The following is a 17,323-nucleotide window of genomic DNA, read 5'->3' as shown; positions in this document are numbered from 1 at the left end:
GCTATGAATGGCATTGTACTTAAGAACCAAAACGGCTACTTTAATGTTTTACTGGATAACAATGAGACGGCCTCTTGCCGATCCAGAGGAAAGCTGAAAAAGAAAACCGATATACTGGTTGGAGATTATGTTGACTGCGAGCTGGATGATTCAGGGCAGATGCTGATTAAGGATGTCTATCCCCGGCTGACGGTTCTTCATCGTCCGCCTATAGCCAACGTTGACCAGCTTATCCTGGTTTCTGCAATCAAAAGTCCTGATCTGGATCAATACTTATTGGACAAGATGATCGTCCTATCAGAATATGCAGGGATAAATCCGGCCATCATTATTAATAAATATGATCTGGATCCATCTCATGCACTTTCTGTCAGGTATTACTATGTAAATGCCGGATATGACTGTATTTGTACCTCTTTAGAAACAAAATACGGACTTGAAAATGTTCAGATGCTTTTAAAGGGGAAAATCATTGCTTTTTCCGGCCCTTCAGGTGTCGGGAAATCCAGTCTTCTGAATTATATTCTGGGCTCTTCTCATTTTATCTCCGGGGAAGTCAGCAGTCATTCAGGACGGGGAAAAACAACAACCCGTCATGCGGAATTAGTCAGATACTCTGATCACAGTCTTCTTATGGATACCCCCGGATACACGCTGCTTAACCTTAATCATCTGATGCCGGAAGAAACAGCCTATCTTTTTAAGGACTTCAGGCCTTATTTGGGCAAATGCAGATTCAATGACTGCATGCATGACAAGGAACCAGACTGTGCTGTCCGGGATGCAGTGCAAAACGGAGATATCCAGCTGGAACGATATAATAATTATATCAAACTTCTTAGTGAATTGAATTCAGAAAAGAACAGGAGATAGTTCTTATGGAAATAGCACCGTCAGTATTAGCTGCCAATTTTGTCAGACTCGAGGATGAAATCCGCGATGTGGAGCAAAACGGAGCAGACCTCCTTCACCTGGATGTTATGGATGGCCATTTTGTACCAAATATTTCATTCGGCCCGCCAGTGATTAAGTCTATCCGGACAGTAACCAATTTGCCGCTTGATGTACATCTTATGACCTATAATCCTCAGGATTATCTGGATGTATTGGAATCTATCTCTGTCCAGTACATTTCCTTCCATGTAGAAGCAGTTCCTCATTTGGACAGAATGATACAGAACATCAAAGGAAGGAATATCAAGGCCGGTATCGCACTGAATCCGGGTACACCGATAGGAGCTATAGAAGAAGTTCTTCCACTATTGGATTATGTGCTTATCATGTCCGTGAATCCGGGATTTGGCGGTCAGAAATTCATTACTTATACCCTTGATAAAGTAAGACGTTTAAAGGATTTCATCATAAACAAGGAGCTTTCCACTTTAATAGAAATTGATGGCGGCGTTAACAAGGACAATGCCAGATTACTGAAAAATGCCGGGGCAGATATACTTGTTGCTGGTTCATCAGTATTTAATCAGCCAGACAGAAAAGATGCCATTGAGTCTTTGAAGGTGTGAATTATTCCCCGATTAAAATAAAACCTGTACCTTATTGATTTAAATCAGAGGTACAGGTTTTATTTTGTCATATGATAATGGTAAAATATATACGATTAATACTTTAAGAGTATTGTAATCTGGTCTATATCAATTGATAATTTCTGGGACTGGTTTTAGGAGGAAAAAGAATTGATCACTAAAAATTCTATCCAACACTTACTTAATCATGAAGGACTCCGAATCACTGTTGCAGATGTTACTGATGCAGCAAAAGAAGCTGGGAATATACACAATCTTTCATTATTTTCTGAAATAATCATTGGCAAAATTCTCGCTGCAACTGCCGCACTGGCAACTGATTTCAAAAATCACGAAGGAATCTCTCTGAAGTGGGTAACGCATTCGCCTTTGGGAATTATCCGGGCTGATGCTTATGAAGGTCATTATGTAAGGGGATTTATAGAAAATCCTGAAGCAGAGGCTTTCGATAAATACGATCCTGCTGAAGAGAAACGTCTCGTTTGTGAAAATGCACAGCTGTTTGTCACAAGGTATTCCCTGCTGAAACAGCCATATATCAGCACAGTAAACGCATCATGCAATAGTATTTCTGAATGTCTTACTTCTTACCTGAACGAATCAGACCAAACAGATTCTTATCTGGATATCCAATTTCAGTTAGGAGAAGACGGAAAGCTGGAAAGAGTTGCCTGCTTCCTGGCACAGATGACGCCTCAGGCTAACAAGAAATTATATGATGATTTGTTTATACTGAACAGCAAGGGATGGAAAATCTTTGGAGACAAAGAGGATGCATCATCTTTAAGCTTCCTGATAGATAAGGAAGGCTTCCTTCCCATTGGCGAATCGGTCATCAAATTTCAGTGCACCTGCAATTTGGATCATATAAGAAATTCGCTGCTTCTGCTTCCCGAAACGGAAAGAAATGAATTGCTGGAAGACGAAGTTACAGAAGTTTGCTGCCATTATTGTGGTAAAAAATACAATATACCAAGATCAACTTTAGTTAAATGGTTTAACGATGAAAAAGGGGAGGGTATTCAATGAATAAATTAGCTTTTATTGGTGGTACAGGTGTTTATAACCCTGAAATATTAACTGATCTCCATAGCGAAACAATTGAAACTCCATATGGGACAGCAAAATATGAATTAGGATATTTCAAGGATAAGCCGATCGTCTTTATGGCAAGGCATGGTGTGAATCATACGATCCCGCCGCATAAGATCAACTTCAGGGCCAACATTTATGCTTTAAAGGCGCTGGGGGTATCTTCCATCGTATCGACAACAGCAGTTGGATCTCTGAATCCCGATTACAAGCCCGGCGAACTGGTACTGGTTGATCAGTTCATCGATCAGACGAAATCAAGAATCGGTACTTTCTATGACGGCGAACTGCATGGAGTTGCCCATATTGATATGACACATCCATATTGCCCGCATCTTCGTGCTGCTGTCCTGGATGCTGCACACCGTGAGGGAATCGTCATCCATCCAGAGGGAACCTATATCTGTACAGAAGGCCCCAGATTTGAAACTCCCGCTGAAATCAAAGCATACCGGATGTGGGGGGCTGATGTTGTCGGTATGACAAATGTGCCGGAGTGTCAGCTGGCCAGGGAAGCTGAAATGTGCTACGCTACCATTTCCATGGTAACAAATTTCGCTGCAGGCATTTCGAAACAATCTTTGACGCATCGCGAAGTTGTTGAATGCATGAATCAGAATATTGAGAGTTTTGTTAAGATCATTACGATCCTTTCTCAGGAATTTGATCCTGATACTGACTGCGACTGCAGACATGCCGCCAAAGACTTTGGAGGATTTCAGTTATGAAGCAAGGTCTTTGGTCATTGAAATGGGATAAAGATCACCTGATTCTTCTCGACCAGACAAAATTACCCGATGAAATTGTTTATATCGACTGTTATTCGTATAAGGATGTCGTCTCTGCCATCAAGACACTGGCTGTCAGAGGCGCGCCTGCCATTGGCGTGGCGGCCGGTTACGCATCTGTCCTGGCTTTCAGGGAATGCAGGGCATATTCTGACACTGGTTTGACGGAACGTTTTTATGCAGCGCTGGATGAACTTGAAGCAGCTCGTCCTACAGCTGTTAATCTGTCCTGGGCGATTTCTGAAATGAAAGAAGTTTATTCTCATTCAGAGAGCCTGGAAACAGCCGGGGCAGAACTGCTGAACAAAGCAAAAGACATTGAATATTCCGACCGGGATATGTGCAGGCGTATTGGTTCACACGGAGCTGATTTATTTAAAGGCAAAACTGCCCTTAACATTCTGACACACTGCAATACGGGTGCACTTGCTACGGCGGGGGACGGCACGGCATTCAGTGTTATCAAGGAGCTTAATGAAAGAGGCCAGATTTCATGTGTATATGCCGATGAGACGCGGCCCCTTCTGCAGGGATCACGTTTAACCGCAACGGAACTCATGGCAAATGAAATCCCGTGCTGTCTGATTACGGATAATATGGCTGCCATGCTCATGAATACAAGACATATTGATGCCATTATCGTCGGAGCTGACAGGATCGCTCTTAATGGAGACGGCGCCAATAAAATTGGTACATATGGACTTGCTGTCCTTGCTTCTTACCACCACATACCATTTTATCTGGCTGCACCGTTTTCCACATTTGATACCTCTATCAAAAGCGGCGGTGAAATAGTTATTGAGGAAAGAAATCCGGATGAAGTAAGGACATACAAGGGAATCCAGCTGGCCCCCAAGGATGTTCCTGTATTCAATCCGGCATTCGATGTGACTCCCAATCATCTGATAACAGGGATTATCACTGAAAAAGGCGTTATTGTCCCGCCATATACAGATAATATTAAAAGATTTTACAAGGAAGAAGGTTAAAACAATGAATGAATCAATGATACGTGATATTAATTTAGCTGAAGAAGGCAAACAGCGTATTGCCTGGGTAGAGAAATTTATGCCTGTTTTGAATACACTGAAAGAAGAATTCTCCGCTGATCAATCTTTCAAGGGCAAGACAGTGGTCATGTCCATTCATCTTGAAGCCAAAACTGCTTACCTGGCACTTACACTAAAAGCTGCAGGCACCAATGTTATCTGCACAGGAAGCAATCCGCTCTCAACACAGGATCCTATTGCGGCTGCTTTGGTTGATAACGGAATCACCGTTTATGCATGGCACGGCTGCACTGACGAGGAATATACGCTTTTCTTAAATAAGGCACTCGATCATAAACCTGATATCATCATCGATGATGGCGGCGATCTTGTTCATCTGCTTCATACGACCCGCAAGGATGCCCAGGTCAACTTAATCGGCGGCTCGGAAGAAACAACAACCGGCGTCCATCGTTTAAAGATCCTTGAAAAGGCTGGCGATCTGGAATTCCCGATGATTGCGGTAAACGATTCTTACTGCAAATATCTCTTCGATAACCGTTACGGGACAGGACAGTCGGCCTGGGATGGAATTATCAGAAGCACGAATCTGACAATTACCGGCAAAACTGTAGTCATTGCCGGATACGGCTGGTGCGGCAAGGGCGTTTCCATGCGTTCAAAAGGACTCGGCGCTCATGTCATCGTAACAGAGGTCGACCCGATCAAGGCTATTGAAGCAGTCATGGATGGTTTTGAAATCATGCCGATGGATGAGGCTGCAAAAGTAGGGGATATCTTCCTGACTGTAACCGGCGATATCGATGTCATTACAGAAAGACACTTCATACAGATGAAAGATGGCGCTATCTGTGCCAATGCAGGCCATTTTGACTGCGAAGTCAGCCGTGCTGACCTTGAGCGCATCTGCACGAAGAAATATGAAGCCAGAAAGAATATTGAAGGATACGTACTGCCAAATGGCAAGACTGTATTCTTAATGGCAGAAGGACGCCTTGTCAATCTGGCAGCCGGCGATGGACATCCGGCTGAAATCATGGATCTGTCCTTTGCTATGCAGACATTGGCAGTCTGGTACCTTTTAGGCCATGGCAGGGATATGAAACCGGCAGTATATACACTTCCTCATGAACTTGATACCAAAGTTGCTCAAATCAAACTTCAGTCAATGGGCTACAAGATTGACAGCTTATCTGAAGAACAGAAAAAATATCTGGGACTTGACTAGGAGGGAATATGTCAACACTTATCAGAAATGCAGCAGTTTTTAGGAACAATTCCATTGTGGAAAACCAGAATATCGTGATTGATGGAAAGTATATCAAAGAATTTCCCGATAATCCTGATCCGGCAGACTATGATGAAGTTATCGAAGGAAATAATATGCTTTGCCTTCCTGGTCTTGTCAATACACATACTCATGTGGCAATGACTTTATTCAGGAGCTATGCTGATGATATGGAACTGATGGACTGGCTTCAGAATAAGATCTGGCCGGCTGAAGATCATCTTGATGATGATATTGTATACTGGGGAAGCATGCTTGCCTTCGCGGAAATGATCCGCGGGGGAACAACAGCTTTCTGCGATATGTATATGTTCATGGATTCCTGTGCAAAAGCTGCCGATCTGGCCGGAATGAGAGGGAACCTGGCCAGAGGACTGGCAGGAATCGGACCCAATGGGGACAAGGGACTGGCAGAGAACATTGAGCTCTTTAAAAACTGGGATCATGCAGGAGACGGAAGATTCAAGGTTATGCTCGGACCGCATGCTTCATATACCTGTCCGCCTGATTACATCAGGAAGGTCAGGGATGCAGGCATGAAATACAACATTCCCATTCATATCCATCTGTCCGAAACGCAAGGCGAGGTTGACAATTGCCTGAAGGAGTATGGAAAGACCCCAATCGCATTGATGAATGATCTGGGATTATTTGACCTCCCGACACTGGCAGCACACTGTGTACATGTGAATGACGACGATATCAGAATCATGAAGGAGAAAGATGTACATGTCGCACATAATCCGACAAGCAACCTCAAGCTTGCATCAGGAATCGCTCCAGTAACAAAGATGAGGGCTGCAGGTATAACGGTGGGGCTCGGAACCGATGGGGCTTCCAGCAATAACAAGCTTGATATGTTTGCAGAAATGCGTCTGGCAGCACTCATTCATAAGGTGAAGGATAGCGATCCATTAGCCATCAATGCATTGGAAGCTTTGAACATGGCTACTGTTGATGGTGCTAAATGCATGGGCTATGACAATCTTGGCACTCTTGAATCGGGAAGCCTTGCAGATATCATCCTCGTAAATCGTGAAGGCTTCAACTGGATGCCCGGATTCAACAGCATTTCGCTGGCTGTATATTCTGGAAACTCAATGGATGTCGATACCGTAATGATTAATGGCAAAGTCGTAATGCGCCATAAGGAATTGCTCACCATTGATGTTGAAAGGATGAAGCGCGAAGTTTCCAGAGTTACGGATAAATTATTTTCGTTTGCAGGCTGAATTTGACGGGTAGGGATAGATTTATCTTTACTTCCGATAACATTAAATTAACTGTAATAGTCGATAAAATCTAGCTAAATCAAGCATTGCCACAAATCTTGCCACAGTTTCATGAAAAGTGTGGCAAAGGGGATAGGGGAACATGTTACAATGCATTATCAATGATAGAAACAAGCTTCTTCCGGCGCTTTTCCAGGATGTGGGAATAAATCTTTGTAGTGGTGACGATGCTGGAATGACCAAGCTGCTTGCTTACCAGTTCAACATCAGCTCCTGCCTCCAGCATTTGGGATGCATATGTGTGACGAAGAGAATGGAAGGTGCCTTTCCCGAATGTTTTATGACACCACTTGCCGAAATAGCGCATGCTGTCCGGAGTCATGATTTCTCCATTTTCATGGGGAGCTACCAGATTGTTATTGGTGTACCACTGGCCATATTTCAGGCGGTTCTGGAGCTGGCGGAATCTCTGGGACTCAAAAATCTTATAAAGATTACTGCCAAAGTAGATAGTGCGGATGGAATTCTCCGTTTTCGGAGCCTGGAAGGTCCATTCCTTCCCCTGTTGGACTAGTGTTCTGCTGATTCGGATGGTCATGTCTTTCATGTTTACGTCATTCCATGAAAGAGCGCAGCATTCTCCTAAGCGGAGGCCGGCATAGTATGAGAGGGCAATCATCATATAAAAGTCATGCCCAGGCGGAAAGTGCGCAAAGATTTTATCCATTTCTTCCGGAGTAAAGCAGACTGCTTCTTCATGTTTCTCAGGGGAAAAGAAGCGGGGGAGAACAATGTCTTTTGAAGGATTCAAAGGGATGAGGCCGGAAAAACTTGTGGCATAAGTAAAGGATTTTTTCAAAACGGAGCAGACTGTATTCACTGTGGAGCGGGAGAATCTGTTATCTCTCAGCTTATTAAGAAGATTCTGGAGCTCCCTGGGCGTTACATCTTTCAGTTCTTCTTTCCCCAGAGATGGCAGAATGTAATGAGTAATGGCTGATTTGTAAGCTCTGACAGTATTGATTTTATAGTTTCCGGCGGACAGCTCTTCCGATTCCCAGAGCATAAAAAACTTTTCCACTGTCATTTTGCTGGCAAGTTTGCCCATCCGGTCAGCTTCAGCCTGGGCAGCATGCATGATCCGGATTGTTTCATTCCGGTCAGATGTGCCGGCATATTCCTTCCGAACACGTTTCCCATTCTCATCCAGCACGTAAACATGGTAGTAATATTTGGAACCGCGCTTCCGGATTGAATTCATTACGTTTCACCACCTTTAGAATCTCTGAACAGTCGAAATGGTGAGTTCGAGGAGCTCGAAGCGATTTTTATGAGATGAACATGAGAAAAGCGATATTTTATTCATCAATATAATCACTTAATAAATCATAGAAAGTTTCTTCACTGATAATTTGCAGATCCTGTCCTTTTAGGATTAAGGATTCTGCTTTTTTCATTTTCCCGCTCTTTCCGCCTTTTACTGAAGGATTATTTTCCAATCCTCCAATGATAAGGAAATTCGTTCTTTTAGTAACATTATCATCGCACTTCCCGCCAATGTTGCACACAATCTGGGCTGCATCTTTTCGAAGGAACCTTTTGAGAGTACCGGTAAAGACACAATGCTTTCCGTAGAAAGGGTGCGTCTTATCATTTAATGACACATTACCTTTTAAAGAAGCTAGAGAAACATTATGATGTGTTTTGTGGATAGATAAATCTATTTTCTTTCCTTCCACGATGGCTAACAGGTGGGAGAGAACTTCCTGGGTAATTTCACAGTCATTCATCGCTCTGTGCTGCGTTTCTGTGATATTGAAAACTTCGCATAGATCCTTTAGACGATGGTGCTGTAGGTCCGGCATAACGATTCTGGCCAGACGCATTGTATCCATATAGTCATTATGGAATTCTTTTCCCAAACTGGCAGCGAAATTGTCATAAAGGAAATTAATATCGAAATTCACATTATGGCCAATAATAAATGCACCATCAAGATAGTCAAACAATTGCTCTGCAATATCTTTGAACTTTGGTGCATTTTGTAGCGTTTCATTGGTGATGCCAGTTAGTTCGCTGATGAAATCGTCAATATATACATTTTTTCCATCATCATCAAAAGGCTCAGGCTGTACATAAGAGTGGAATGTGCTAACTTCATGCCCATCTACGAAATGAATACAGGCAACTTCAATGATTTCATCGAAAGAAGAATTTAATCCTGTAGTTTCCAGGTCCACCACGATGTAATCTTTTGGAAGTGTTAAAAGCGAACGGCCTTTATTTCGTTTATTTTCCATTACAGAGCTGCCATTCAAAGAAATTTCAATTGACATGATCATACACCATCTTTCACACTATTCATTTTTCAGTTGTATAAATTGTTCTGGTACTCCACGACATTTAGCTAAGTCATAAAGAGAACGATCTTTATTGTTGGAAATGTATTCGTCATTTAGTAGCAATTCCACAGCAAAACGATTGGCTACATGCTCCACTTTATTTGCATTAATGCTCATTGTATATGTCTTTAACCACTGAGTATTATCATCTGGAGTGCAAAGTGCATGACCTAATTCGTGTGCACATACAAAGTTAAGCATATCCTGGGGAGTGCGCTTGTCATCAATAAGAATGAATTTTGACCGTTTATATTTTAAGTAGTTACCAAGTTTACCGCCTAAATCTCCATAAATAACATGAATGTTTTTAGCCTCCGCCAGCGCAAACGGATTATCAGTTTTATATTGATGGATTAGCTGGCGGATTTTCCGCTCTATTTCCATACTATTCAATCCTTTCGGTACTTTTTAGGCGTATATTTCTTTTTAGCAATCTTTTTGGCTTGGATCATTGCAGCTTTAATTGTGGCAGTGAATGCTTCTATATCCTCAATATCAGCATTATCTTCATAGGCAGCAGAGGAAACAGAATTCATCATATCTTCCAAATCGGACTCAATTTCCCGTTCATCTTTCTCTGTAAGTTCAGAATCTTTATTGCTGTTTAAGAAATCTGAAGAAAAGCGTGGATCAATATCTGATTTTTTAACATGCAGAGCATCAGCGATTTTTTGCACATTACCTGCTGATGGAGTTGATCTCATCGCAAAATATCCGGATAAAGTGGAAACCGGGATGCCGGTCATGTCCGATAACTGGTACTGTGTCAAATTTTCGGTGTATTTTTTTAAGTTGGTTGAAATCTGTTCACGCAGACTCTTGTCAAACTTTGAAAGCTTGTTCCTAGGCATTTTACATTCCCCTTTCCAGCGCTTCTTTAGCTACATTATAACGAATAAAGGCGTTAAAAACAAGAAAAAATAGAAAATTAAAACACTGAAATTCGTTTTCATGGATTGACAAAACGAATAAACTCGTTTATCATAAAGCCAATGAACGGAGGTGATAGACATGCTAAAGATTACACTCGAAGCAGCGAGGATTAACATCGGGTACACGCAGAAAGAAGCTGCGGCACTGTTTGGCATTCATTACCAGACATTGGCACGACTTGAAGAAGACAGTTCTAATGCTCCATTTTCCTTTATTCAGGCAATCCCTTCTGTTTACAAAATTACACCGGATAATATTTTTTTTGGTCGTAAAAACGAGTTTATTCGTTTTATGCGTTCTGAAGAAACTGCAAAGGATGCATAAAGGAGATGAACAAAATGAGATCTGAAAAACTTGAAATGTTCCCTGATGACACAGACCGCCTTATGGACACGGAAGAAGTAAGGCTGAGACTGGGCGTTGTTGATAAGGGAACAGTTTTCGCACTCATTAACAGCGAAGAGCTCCCAAGCCTCAGAATGGGAAGAAGAGTGCTTGTGAGAAAAGTTACATTCAATAAATTCCTGGCAGATCATGAGGGACAAGACCTTCGAGAGCTGGCAAAGCAGACCGGAGAATAAGGAAATTCACCGCTATCCTCTTCATCGGACTTTACCTCCAGCGGAGGCCATGGCCTCCGCTGGAGGATGAGGGAGAGGGCAAGGAAGATTTCATAGAAAAGGAGAAAGAATCATGAAATCACTAATCAGAAGAATCCGCTGGGCGCGCATCGGATGCATACTCTGCGGCCTCCTGGCCGCTGGCGCCGTAGGCTATGGCTGCTACAGAGACAGCCTAGACACAGAACTGGTGGAGTACCGGGCCACCGTAGAAGAAGGTGACACGCTATGGGGCATCGTGGCAAAAGCGGCCACGGACAAGGAGGATATGAGTAAGCTCACATGGCAGGTGATGCATGACAACCGGATTTCAGACCCGGGGCACCTGCAGCCGGGGACGGAGCTCATTATCCACGTGAAGAAAGCGAGGGAGCTGTGATGACCGAAGAACAGGATGAACTCATTGCGGTAGAGAACCGGAAGAAGGAAAACTGCATACATCATCTCCTGCAGATGTGCTATGCATCCGGCGTCAAGGTGTTTGATATTCTCCCTGCCTACGGAGCGGACAAAGCCATTGGCGCCGCCATCATCTGCTATGTCGACGGGAGCGAAAAAACAGTACGCTTTGAAGGAATGTCGGCCATGGAAATGGTAGCGGCCATTATTACCAAAGGACGCCTGGGGAAAGGGAAGTGAAATGGATGAAGAAAAGCTGAAGGAGAAGCTCCTTGATTGGGACAAAACTCTGAAATCAGACGCCATGACGTACAACGCCCTGGGGAATAACCGGATGTATCATTTTGCCCTGGGCTGTCTGAGCATAGTTCACGAAGTATTGAAAGAACTGGAGGAAGACCATGAACAAAGAAATTGAAGGGGACAACGACTTAAAAGAGTACTGCCTGGACATGTTACTGGGCATGTGCGTCAAAGCCGGCGTAGATGTAAGCCGCTTCGAACCGAAGAAAGGCCCGGACGGGGACATCGTAGCAGTTACCATCCAACGGTATTTCTCAGGGCCGCAGACAATCTGCGTGGAATCCGATGCGCCTATTACCATGCTGAAGGAAATCATTATCAAAGGTCATTTGGGGTAAAGAAAAGGGCTCTGACGTGTACCAGACGTCAGAGTCCTAAAGGAAAACTGTTTTATTTATTATATCACGAAGAAAACACCTATGAGCAAAGTAAGTAAGAAGAAATCATACATATGTTGCTTCTGTGGAAAAGAGATAGTGCCGGGAGAAGAATGCCTGGCGCGGCCCACGTGGCAGGAAGGAGGAAACATGGGAATCGTAGAAATCGAGAAGAGGAAAGTACTCTTGCTGAAGGTAAGAGCCATGACAGGTAAGGAATACTACCTGGTACTGCTTCACACACCGAAACCGGGTTGGATGATAAGAAGGGACATGAAAGAATCCATGGCAGAGATATGGAAAGACCCGGACCTGCTGACACCGAAAAGATGTAATGAGCTGGAAGGGGGAAGGTTCCAAGTCTTCCAGGTGCCTCCGTACATTCGCGGCGAGAAAAAAGGAAAGCCGAAATGGGAAAAACTTATATTTCACAAGGCCTTCGAAAGCCTAAGGGATGCCATAGGGTATATGGAAGCCGAAGTCGGGATCCATGTGCTGAAAATCATCGAATCAGAACCGGACGTACTCGGAGGAGCTGATAACAAAGGAACTCCGGATAAAGCATGAGAAGTCCGTTTTATCAGATGTGGAAAGAGGACAATGGGAAAAGGTATGTGGTGAAGGAATGGTTCAGAGGGGGCGAAGCCTATTACCGGGGAAGCTACAAGATCAAAGAGGGGAAATGGAGAACCATCAACTCCCTGCCCAGAAGGATGACTCCGGAAGAAGCGGAGAAAGACCTGGAATCGTATGCCGAAAGAAAAGGCCTGGTAAAGCTCCATCTGGAGGGGCGGGCCTAAATGATGCGGGATTGGAGGAGCCGGTTTGTGGAGGTTCAAACTTTCAAAGAATAATTACGAAAAACTGAAAGCCCTGGTGCGGGACAGGGAAGGATACATCTCCCGGGCCAGGGAATATTTCAACATCATCGGAGAACTCCCGCCGGCCTACGGCGGGCAGATTCACCACGTTGAATGGAGATCACACGGAGGCGGAGACAGGGAAGATAACCTGATCCTTCTTTCCTTCCAGCTGCACGACAGGGTGCACAGCGCATCCAGGAAGGAAAGAAAGGAACTGGAAGCGAAATTCCTGTCCTACCTTTCCTGCGGGGAGGTGGAGAAATGGCGAAGCGAGCACAGGGAAGAGCTGGAAGCTCTTTACCGGGTAGCCGAAGAAGAAATGGAAAAGAAAAAGCGGAACGGCTGCCTGCCGAAAAAGCCGAAGTGGGCCGCATTCTGAAGACCATCCCAGTCAGTGGCAGGAATGGGGAAGTCATTCCGGAGAAATTGGAAATCAGAAATACCTTGAAGGATATGCGCCTCATGGCGGTGGACGCCATCCAGTGGACAGGAAAGAAAGGGAAATTCATCACCGACACCGGAAGAGGGCTCACCATCCAGGGCGCCGAAGAGGAAACGGGAGTCGCCTGGCTTCGGGCAGGAAAGAGACAGCCCATACTGGCAGACCTGGATGCGGTGGTGCCATCCGGAAAGGATGAGCTCATCTGCCGTATCTGCTTCCAGGGAATACGAGGCGGAGTACGCTGCCCGCTGAAAGATGGCAACGTGTGCTATCGGCACTGCGAAAAATGCAGGTATGGACACTGGACCGGAGGATACTATGCATGCCGGTACAGATATAAAAAGGGCCCGGCGCTCTGGTAAGCGCGGGCCCAAAGGGGTGTAACCCTACAACACTATATATAGTATAGCACTAACGCACCCCGAACAAAAGAATAAAAAAGCCATGACGCCGGGCCGAAAAAAATGAAGTATGCGGCGTCTTGGCGTCCTCGTTAAAGGTATTCATTTTCAGGACATTCTGCATAAATATACTGCGGAGCCATCGGAGAAAATGAAGAACCATCGAAAAGAATCGTTTGAGGGGTGCAGGGATGCGGAAACGTAGTACGAATTACAAAAAAGGACCTGCTTACGTGAAAAAGACAATGATAGCAGGACCTACCATCACGATTGATAAATACATATCAGGGAGGATAGGGACAAAGGACCAGCACAGAGTGAGAATCCATCCCACAGAAGAAAAGGTCATGCGCTGGCAGAACAAGAGGGCAGAGAGAAAAGTATATGGTCTGCTGGAGGAGAACTTCAATCCCGATGACCTGTGGTGTACCTTCACCTATCCGGCCAAGACAAGAAAGTCAGCAGAAGAGGTGAGGAAGGACGTGGACCGTTTCATGCGTAGAGTGAAGCGAATCTACAGGAAGCATGAAAAAGAAGTGAAAAGTATCAAGACAGGATCCATCGGGGCCAAAGGTGGAATTCATCTGCACATGGTTCTGAACAAGGACTTCGACGGAGCGGAGGCAGCCATAGAGAAAGCATGGCAGGACACCGTGGGCACCGCAGCCTGCCCGTTTCCCCGGGTGAACATCCGACACCTTGATCGTTCCCACGAATGGCATCAGCTTGCCGCCTACATCGTGAAGAACGGAGTGGAAGGCAGGGAGAAAGGAGAACCCATCTTCAAGCACCGGTACTCCACCAGCCGTAACCTGAGAAAACCAAAGGAAAAAGTAGAAATCATCTATGCCGGATGGTGGTCAGAAAACCCGAAGCCTATCAAAGGCTATGAAATCATCAAAGACAGCCAGCGGGACACCTTCGGAAAAGAAGGCTACCCATACCAGACATACACCATGATCCGGACAAACGTAAGAAGAAATTATCCGCTTCGGATTTAGAAACTGGATGCAGAGAAATGAACATCGAAAGGGAAGAATCACAAATCAAAGTGCAGGACGCGGCGGAAAGAGAAAAGAATATTTCCAATGCCAGACTGGCCGCCATCGCCCTCATGTACATCTATGGCCATGGAAGCGAAATGCTGGGAGGCCGTACGCTGAAGCCGACGAAATCAAGGAGGACCAATCTGGCAAATCTGATGGAAGTTTTATCATGGCAGGAGGAAAAATGAAATGAATGCAGTACAGCTTTTAGGAAACCTGGAGAGAGATCCCATCATTCGTGCTACAAGAACGGGAAGGACGGTAGCGTCTTTCTCCATTGCGGTGAGCCGCATCTACACCACGCCACAGGGAGAGCAGAGAGAGCTCACAGACTGGATAAACATCGTGGCATGGGGAACGCTGGCGGAAGCCGTGAGGAGTGAGCTCAAGAAAGGAAGCCGCGTCTTCGTGGCAGGCCGTATTTCAACCCGTTCCTATGATGCCCAGGATGGTACAAAGCGGTATGTCACCGAAGTGGTGGCAGAAACCATCTGCAGACAGCTGCAGGCTCCTTCCAACAATGGGCAGTCCTATGGCAATGAACAGTACTCCGGCGGACAGCAGGGAGGAAACCACGGAGACTTCGAACAGTTTGGAGAAGCCAGACCGGAGAAGCCGCCAATGGAGCAGGAAAACCTTCCATTAGGACAAGGAAATGTTCCCTTTCCGGCTGCGTGCCTCCGGAATTGAGAGACAAGCTGAGGTAAGAAATGACAAGAGAAGAGTGGAGAAATCTGCGTAAAGAAAGAGGAATGACGCTTTATACCAGAAAGCAGAAAAGCTCAGGCTGGTTGGAATGGGAATTGGACAGAGTGTTCAAGAATGCTGCCATCCTACGGAGGGAAAAGAAGGAATACGGGTGTGAGCCTGGATTCTTGCCTTGCGAAACCAGCTTTTGCCCATGTGAAATGGTTTTTACAAAGGAACAGGCAGGAAATATGAGGAGCAGAAAGGAAAAGCGGTAAAAGAGATTGCGAGGGAAAGCAAATGAATAGGCAGGAAAGGCGGAGACTGGAAATCAAAAAGAAAGATCCCATGGTATACATAAAGCAGTCTGACATTGACCGAATAAAAGAAGAGGCCACAGGAAAAGGATGCAAGATGGCATTCAACCTCATGCTGGCTGTGCCGGCCATGGTGATTCATGACAAGTTCGGAAGCCTGATGAAATGGCAAAAATCCTGAAGGAAGAAGCCGGAGTGGAGATTGAGGGATGGCATTGATATGTTGAACAACATGACAGACGAGGATTTCTATAGGCTGCGGCCGTGGGTGCCGGTCGAGTTACCGAATGGACTTTTTGTAGTTGCTTGCAACTGGGACCCGAAACCTCTTGTGAAAGGCATCTACCCTGATTATGAATTTGCGAAGGAGATGGCAGATGTGTTGAATCGTGAACGCGGAATCGTTCGAACATAGGAAGGAGCATACATGAGAAAAGATGACAGAGCATTGAGCTGGGAGGACTTTGGAATAACTCCTGTTGTCAGAAGCAAGTCTGAACTTTATAGCAAGTCAGTTTCAAGTCAGTCTCAAGCAAGTTGCAAGTCGGTGCCCATGGACGATGATTTTCAGGAAATGCTTGTTTCCGCTGAACGCTATGCATTAGGCAGGATGACATATATCGTAAGCCTTACGGTCGATTACATCAGCCCTTTGATTAAAAGCCTTGATATGAAATACATTAACATCATGATTGACGATATCACCGGGCACAGTGACCTGGGGTACGGGATGGACATGGATGAAGAAGAATGGGAAAAGCTGCTGAGTCGGCTGCGTGCGGAAAAGGAGAGAAGAACGAATGGACGTCATGGATGAGCTGATAATCATAGCCGTATCCTTTGCTTGTGGTGCCGTATCCGCATGGATGTGCCTGGAAAACCGAACCAATGAAATCAATGCGGAAAATGATTTCATTCTCCGGCGGAAAGAGCACATCAAAGACTGCTGGGCAGATGTGGGGACCTTTATCCACGGGCTCCGTGAGGTAACGGAGGGCACTGGTACAGTGGTGGGCGGCTACTTCGACCGCGCTGATATGGATGCGCTCAAGGAGAAAATCAAGGAAATAGAAATCCTGATGGCAGATGAATGGAGGCCGAGGTAGGCCATGATTACAAGGCTGTACAAAGGGAACCGGAAAAGGGAAGTCATCACATCCAAAGGCGTGGGCCCATACAGCGGCACATTGAAAGTCGTGTACTGGCTTGAATCCGATGAGAAAGGCATCATGGATACCAAATGGCATGACCAGGTCATAGAGCACATATGGGCAGAGGCCAGGGCAAGGCACCGTGAACTGATGAAGCAGTTTATGGAGGATGGATGGCAGGAACAGAATGGACTTACCATGGAAGAAGTACTTGCCGCAATCCAGGCAGCCAAAGCAGAAGATGCGCCGACCATCAGAAGGACAGAAAAGCAGCTGGACGCTCTTCGGGCCAAAGGGGGCAGGACAGCGCAGGCAAGGGCAAGAGCCAGGAAGGCGGCGCAGTGATGGAAGCGGTGTGGTTTATCTTCGGGGCATTTGTAGGGAGTATCGTGGCGACTTTCACCTTGTGCATGTTCATGGTGAATGGCAGG

28 protein-coding genes are annotated in these 17,323 nt (G+C 45.3%); 24 read left to right on the top strand and 4 right to left on the bottom strand.

Annotated features, from left to right (window positions below):
* Positions 1–3: 3 nt before the first annotated feature.
* From rsgA to Dia5BBH33_RS04565, 7 genes are all read left to right on the top strand, one after another.
* Positions 4–873 (top strand): ribosome small subunit-dependent GTPase A, encoded by an 870-nt coding sequence (rsgA, locus tag Dia5BBH33_RS04595; protein WP_108849746.1) that lies wholly within the window; start codon positions 4–6, stop codon positions 871–873.
* 5 nt (positions 874–878) lie between these two features.
* Entirely contained in the window at positions 879–1,520 is a 642-nt protein-coding gene (gene rpe, locus Dia5BBH33_RS04590) for a ribulose-phosphate 3-epimerase (protein WP_108849747.1), read from the top strand.
* A gap of 171 nt (positions 1,521–1,691) precedes the next feature.
* Entirely contained in the window at positions 1,692–2,570 is an 879-nt protein-coding gene (locus tag Dia5BBH33_RS04585; protein ID WP_022382257.1) for an Hsp33 family molecular chaperone HslO, read from the top strand.
* Positions 2,567–3,361 carry an S-methyl-5'-thioadenosine phosphorylase gene (gene mtnP / locus Dia5BBH33_RS04580; protein WP_108849748.1) on the top strand — a complete coding sequence of 265 codons (795 nt, stop codon included), beginning with the start codon at positions 2,567–2,569 and terminating at the stop codon, positions 3,359–3,361. Before Dia5BBH33_RS04585 ends, mtnP begins: the two co-directional genes overlap by 4 nt.
* The gene (mtnA, locus tag Dia5BBH33_RS04575; protein WP_108849749.1) at positions 3,358–4,410 is read left to right on the top strand and encodes an S-methyl-5-thioribose-1-phosphate isomerase; all 1,053 of its coding nucleotides are present in this window, start codon (positions 3,358–3,360) and stop codon (positions 4,408–4,410) included. The genes mtnP and mtnA overlap by 4 nt, the downstream gene beginning before the upstream one ends.
* A gap of 4 nt (positions 4,411–4,414) precedes the next feature.
* On the top strand, positions 4,415–5,659 hold the full coding sequence (locus Dia5BBH33_RS04570) for an adenosylhomocysteinase (protein ID WP_143332482.1): 1,245 nt from the start codon (positions 4,415–4,417) through the stop codon (positions 5,657–5,659).
* Between the two features lie 8 nt (positions 5,660–5,667).
* A complete protein-coding gene (locus Dia5BBH33_RS04565; RefSeq protein ID WP_108849751.1) occupies positions 5,668–6,951 on the top strand; it encodes an amidohydrolase in 1,284 nt (427 codons plus the stop codon).
* A 145-nt stretch (positions 6,952–7,096) separates the two neighbouring features.
* Here the strand turns inward: Dia5BBH33_RS04565 and Dia5BBH33_RS04560 are convergent, their stop codons facing one another.
* From Dia5BBH33_RS04560 to Dia5BBH33_RS04545, 4 genes are all read right to left on the bottom strand, one after another.
* Positions 7,097–8,212, bottom strand: coding sequence for a tyrosine-type recombinase/integrase (locus Dia5BBH33_RS04560; protein ID WP_143332481.1), 1,116 nt, complete (start codon positions 8,210–8,212; stop codon positions 7,097–7,099).
* 97 nt (positions 8,213–8,309) lie between these two features.
* Complete coding sequence (locus tag Dia5BBH33_RS04555) at positions 8,310–9,287, bottom strand: exonuclease domain-containing protein (protein ID WP_162501762.1); 978 nt, start codon at positions 9,285–9,287, stop codon at positions 8,310–8,312.
* A gap of 21 nt (positions 9,288–9,308) precedes the next feature.
* On the bottom strand, positions 9,309–9,737 hold the full coding sequence (locus Dia5BBH33_RS04550; protein ID WP_143332479.1) for an ImmA/IrrE family metallo-endopeptidase: 429 nt from the start codon (positions 9,735–9,737) through the stop codon (positions 9,309–9,311).
* A gap of 5 nt (positions 9,738–9,742) precedes the next feature.
* Complete coding sequence (locus Dia5BBH33_RS04545; protein ID WP_143332478.1) at positions 9,743–10,204, bottom strand: helix-turn-helix domain-containing protein; 462 nt, start codon at positions 10,202–10,204, stop codon at positions 9,743–9,745.
* A 160-nt stretch (positions 10,205–10,364) separates the two neighbouring features.
* Between Dia5BBH33_RS04545 and Dia5BBH33_RS04540 the strand changes: the two genes are divergently transcribed.
* From Dia5BBH33_RS04540 to Dia5BBH33_RS04470, 17 genes are all read left to right on the top strand, one after another.
* Positions 10,365–10,610, top strand: a complete 246-nt coding sequence (locus tag Dia5BBH33_RS04540; protein ID WP_143332477.1) for a helix-turn-helix domain-containing protein — start codon at positions 10,365–10,367, stop codon at positions 10,608–10,610.
* A gap of 14 nt (positions 10,611–10,624) precedes the next feature.
* Positions 10,625–10,867, top strand: a complete 243-nt coding sequence (locus tag Dia5BBH33_RS04535) for a helix-turn-helix domain-containing protein (RefSeq protein ID WP_143332476.1) — start codon at positions 10,625–10,627, stop codon at positions 10,865–10,867.
* Between the two features lie 112 nt (positions 10,868–10,979).
* On the top strand, positions 10,980–11,285 hold the full coding sequence (locus Dia5BBH33_RS04530; RefSeq protein WP_143332475.1) for a LysM peptidoglycan-binding domain-containing protein: 306 nt from the start codon (positions 10,980–10,982) through the stop codon (positions 11,283–11,285).
* Complete coding sequence (locus tag Dia5BBH33_RS04525; RefSeq protein ID WP_143332474.1) at positions 11,285–11,545, top strand: hypothetical protein; 261 nt, start codon at positions 11,285–11,287, stop codon at positions 11,543–11,545. Before Dia5BBH33_RS04530 ends, Dia5BBH33_RS04525 begins: the two co-directional genes overlap by 1 nt.
* A gap of 1 nt (position 11,546) precedes the next feature.
* Positions 11,547–11,723, top strand: coding sequence for a hypothetical protein (locus tag Dia5BBH33_RS11030; protein WP_162501761.1), 177 nt, complete (start codon positions 11,547–11,549; stop codon positions 11,721–11,723).
* Complete coding sequence (locus Dia5BBH33_RS04520; protein ID WP_143332473.1) at positions 11,707–11,946, top strand: hypothetical protein; 240 nt, start codon at positions 11,707–11,709, stop codon at positions 11,944–11,946. Before Dia5BBH33_RS11030 ends, Dia5BBH33_RS04520 begins: the two co-directional genes overlap by 17 nt.
* Before the next feature lie 189 nt (positions 11,947–12,135).
* A complete protein-coding gene (locus Dia5BBH33_RS04515) occupies positions 12,136–12,552 on the top strand; it encodes a hypothetical protein (RefSeq protein ID WP_143332472.1) in 417 nt (138 codons plus the stop codon).
* The gene (locus tag Dia5BBH33_RS04510) at positions 12,549–12,785 is read left to right on the top strand and encodes a hypothetical protein (protein ID WP_162501760.1); all 237 of its coding nucleotides are present in this window, start codon (positions 12,549–12,551) and stop codon (positions 12,783–12,785) included. The genes Dia5BBH33_RS04515 and Dia5BBH33_RS04510 overlap by 4 nt, the downstream gene beginning before the upstream one ends.
* 25 nt (positions 12,786–12,810) lie before the next feature.
* On the top strand, positions 12,811–13,227 hold the full coding sequence (locus Dia5BBH33_RS04505; RefSeq protein WP_143332470.1) for an HNH endonuclease: 417 nt from the start codon (positions 12,811–12,813) through the stop codon (positions 13,225–13,227).
* The gene (locus Dia5BBH33_RS04500; protein ID WP_143332469.1) at positions 13,212–13,652 is read left to right on the top strand and encodes a hypothetical protein; all 441 of its coding nucleotides are present in this window, start codon (positions 13,212–13,214) and stop codon (positions 13,650–13,652) included. Before Dia5BBH33_RS04505 ends, Dia5BBH33_RS04500 begins: the two co-directional genes overlap by 16 nt.
* Before the next feature lie 230 nt (positions 13,653–13,882).
* Positions 13,883–14,692, top strand: a complete 810-nt coding sequence (locus Dia5BBH33_RS04495) for a rolling circle replication-associated protein (RefSeq protein ID WP_143332468.1) — start codon at positions 13,883–13,885, stop codon at positions 14,690–14,692.
* 17 nt (positions 14,693–14,709) lie between these two features.
* Positions 14,710–14,925: a hypothetical protein gene (locus Dia5BBH33_RS04490; RefSeq protein ID WP_143332467.1), complete on the top strand. Its 216-nt coding sequence runs from the start codon at positions 14,710–14,712 to the stop codon at positions 14,923–14,925.
* A gap of 1 nt (position 14,926) precedes the next feature.
* Positions 14,927–15,427: a single-stranded DNA-binding protein gene (locus Dia5BBH33_RS04485; RefSeq protein ID WP_143332466.1), complete on the top strand. Its 501-nt coding sequence runs from the start codon at positions 14,927–14,929 to the stop codon at positions 15,425–15,427.
* A gap of 297 nt (positions 15,428–15,724) precedes the next feature.
* Positions 15,725–15,922: a hypothetical protein gene (locus Dia5BBH33_RS11025; RefSeq protein ID WP_162501759.1), complete on the top strand. Its 198-nt coding sequence runs from the start codon at positions 15,725–15,727 to the stop codon at positions 15,920–15,922.
* 246 nt (positions 15,923–16,168) lie between these two features.
* The gene (locus Dia5BBH33_RS04480) at positions 16,169–16,558 is read left to right on the top strand and encodes a hypothetical protein (protein WP_143332465.1); all 390 of its coding nucleotides are present in this window, start codon (positions 16,169–16,171) and stop codon (positions 16,556–16,558) included.
* Positions 16,542–16,847: a hypothetical protein gene (locus Dia5BBH33_RS04475; protein WP_143332464.1), complete on the top strand. Its 306-nt coding sequence runs from the start codon at positions 16,542–16,544 to the stop codon at positions 16,845–16,847. The genes Dia5BBH33_RS04480 and Dia5BBH33_RS04475 overlap by 17 nt, the downstream gene beginning before the upstream one ends.
* A gap of 3 nt (positions 16,848–16,850) precedes the next feature.
* Positions 16,851–17,237 (top strand): hypothetical protein, encoded by a 387-nt coding sequence (locus Dia5BBH33_RS04470; RefSeq protein ID WP_143332463.1) that lies wholly within the window; start codon positions 16,851–16,853, stop codon positions 17,235–17,237.
* The last annotated feature ends 86 nt before the right edge of the window (positions 17,238–17,323 follow it).

It is taken from the genome of Dialister hominis (assembly GCF_007164725.1).
Lineage (GTDB): Bacteria > Bacillota > Negativicutes > Veillonellales > Dialisteraceae > Dialister > Dialister hominis.
The sequence above is the reverse complement of the archived record's forward strand: the minus strand, read 5'-3'. Positions and strand labels throughout refer to the sequence as shown.